Genomic DNA, 2,168 nt, shown 5'->3' with positions numbered 1-2,168 from the left:
TTGACTCGAGGTTCCCAACAGGGCCGGGCGCTGGTCCACCGCTACCCTGCTGCGCTCCTCACGGAGCGCGGATCAGTCGAAGAGCTCGCCGAGGAAACCCTTCTTCCGTTTGCCCTGGTGCCCGCCGTACCCGGACTTGCCGTGATGCCCACCCTGGTCCCAGCCGTACCCCGCAGGCTGGGATGCCTGCGGCGGCGGTGCGGCCACCGGTCCGGGAGCAGCGGCCCGCCCTCCTGCGGCGGCCTGGGTGTAGGCAGCCTCAGCGTCCATCAGCAGCTCCAGCTCGCCGCGGTCGAGGAAGACACCGCGACACTCGGTGCACTGGTCGATCTGGATACCGTTTCGTTCGTAGGAACGCATCGGGGCGTGGCACTTGGGGCAGGTCAGCTCGGTTGCCATTCTAGAAGACTCCTTGATTGCCGGGCAGGTCCGGCGTCGACTACGATACATGTGACAACTTGTTCAAGTATTCAGGAGTTCCCGTGCCCCGTTCCCAAGACGCCCAGGTGGTGGGCCTTGATGCCTGCACCGCCACCCAGGTCGACGAGGCCCGCGTGGACGCGGCCCGGTCGCTGCTGATCACCCAGGAGGAGTCGGGCCGGATCGCGGATGCCTTCGCGTTGCTGTCCGACCCGGGCCGGGTGCGCGTGTTGTTCGCCTTGCTTGAGGCGGGCGAAACCTGCGTGTGCGACCTGGCTGAGATGATCCACATGTCCCCCTCCGCCCTGTCGCATGGTCTGCGGCTGCTGCGCACCGCCGGCGTCGTCACCAACCGCCGCGACGGTCGGATGATCCGCTACCGCCTGGCCGACAGTCACGTGCGGCTTCTGCTGGACATCACCCGTGAGCACCTCGGGCACACCGCCGACCACAGGGAGGTCTGAGGCCATGGGACACGACCACAGCCATGCCGGCGCGGCCACCGCCGGGGCCCGACACCGCAAACCCTTGCTGTTGGCCTTCAGCCTGACCGCGACCTACATGATCGTCGAGCTCATCGTCGGCCTGACCACCGGCTCACTGGCGCTGCTGTCCGATGCCGCCCACATGGGCACCGACGTCCTGGGCCTGGGGATGGCGTTGGCCGCGATCACCCTGGCCCAGGCCTCCGGGAACCCACAGCGCACGTTCGGCACCTACCGGCTGGAGGTCCTGGCCGCTCTGGCCAACGGGGTGCTGCTGTTCGCCGTCGCCGGGTACGTGCTGTTCGAGGCCTGGCAGCGGTTCTCCTCCCCCCCGGAGGTCCCGGGGCTGCCGATGCTCGCCGTGGCGGTGGTGGGCCTGATCGTCAACCTGATCAGCTTCCGGCTGCTGATGGCCGGGGCCAAGGAGTCCCTCAACGTCAAGGGTGCCTACCTTGAGGTGTTCGCCGACATGCTCGGATCGGTCGGGGCCATCGTCGCCGCGCTGATCATCTTCACCACCGGATGGCCGTACGCCGACCCCCTGATCGGCGCCGCGATCGGCCTGTTCATCCTGCCCCGGACGTGGAGGTTGATGGGGCAGGCCCTGCGAATCCTCATGGAGGTCGCCCCGCCCGGGCTTGACGTGCAGGAGGTTGAGAACCGGATCAAGGCGCTGCCCGGTGTCGCCGACGTACACGACCTGCACATCTGGACCGTGACCTCAGGGCTGGACACCGCCACCGGGCACGTGGTGCTCACCGAGGACGCCGAGCTCCACGCCGTCCTTGACCGGGTCACCACCTTGCTCGCCGAGGACTACCACGTCACCCACGCCACGATCCAGTGCGAACCGGCCAGCCACGAAGAACACGCCAACCCCATCTGACCTCCACCACAACCACAGCCGCGGAGGTCATCGATGAGCCCGGTCGGACAGGCAGCGCTCCTGGTCAGCTTCCCCGTCGCCGCGGGAGCCGTCGGCTCCACCGTCGCCGCGGTACGGCGCCCAGGCACGCGAGTGGTCAGCGGCATCCAGCACTTCGCCGCCGGGGTGGTCATCGCCGCACTGGCCAGCGAACTGTTACCCGACCTGCGCCACGAGGGCAACCTGGGCTGGGCCGCCGCCGGGTTCACCACCGGTGTCGTGCTCGTCCTCGCCCTGGCCGCCTACGGTCGTCGCCTCGACACACGGGAAGAGACCGCTGAGACGAAGTCGGTCGTCCGAACCGTCGCGGTCGGAGTCCCCATCGGATTCTTGGCCAC

General features: G+C 68.5%; 3 protein-coding genes and 1 pseudogene. 3 read left to right on the top strand and 1 reads right to left on the bottom strand.

All coding sequences use genetic code 11. The features are described 5' to 3' along the window. Positions 1–72: 72 nt before the first annotated feature. Positions 73–399 carry a TFIIB-type zinc ribbon-containing protein gene (locus ZBI01S_RS09320; protein WP_066059599.1) on the bottom strand — a complete coding sequence of 109 codons (327 nt, stop codon included), beginning with the start codon at positions 397–399 and terminating at the stop codon, positions 73–75. 83 nt (positions 400–482) lie between these two features. Here ZBI01S_RS09320 and ZBI01S_RS09315 point away from each other — a divergent pair, with 83 nt between their 5' ends. The 3 genes and pseudogenes from ZBI01S_RS09315 to ZBI01S_RS09305 form a co-directional block, all read left to right on the top strand. Next, a complete protein-coding gene (locus ZBI01S_RS09315) occupies positions 483–884 on the top strand; it encodes an ArsR/SmtB family transcription factor (RefSeq protein WP_306301617.1) in 402 nt (133 codons plus the stop codon). A 4-nt stretch (positions 885–888) separates the two neighbouring features. Further along, positions 889–1,791 carry a cation diffusion facilitator family transporter gene (locus ZBI01S_RS09310; protein WP_066059596.1) on the top strand — a complete coding sequence of 301 codons (903 nt, stop codon included), beginning with the start codon at positions 889–891 and terminating at the stop codon, positions 1,789–1,791. Between the two features lie 33 nt (positions 1,792–1,824). Then, positions 1,825–2,168, top strand: a pseudogene (locus ZBI01S_RS09305) (ZIP family metal transporter); the annotation flags it as partial.

The organism is [Zimmermannella] bifida NBRC 103089 (assembly GCF_001570925.1).
Taxonomy (GTDB): domain Bacteria; phylum Actinomycetota; class Actinomycetes; order Actinomycetales; family Microbacteriaceae; genus Gulosibacter; species Gulosibacter bifidus.
The sequence above is the reverse complement of the archived record's forward strand: the minus strand, read 5'-3'. Positions and strand labels throughout refer to the sequence as shown.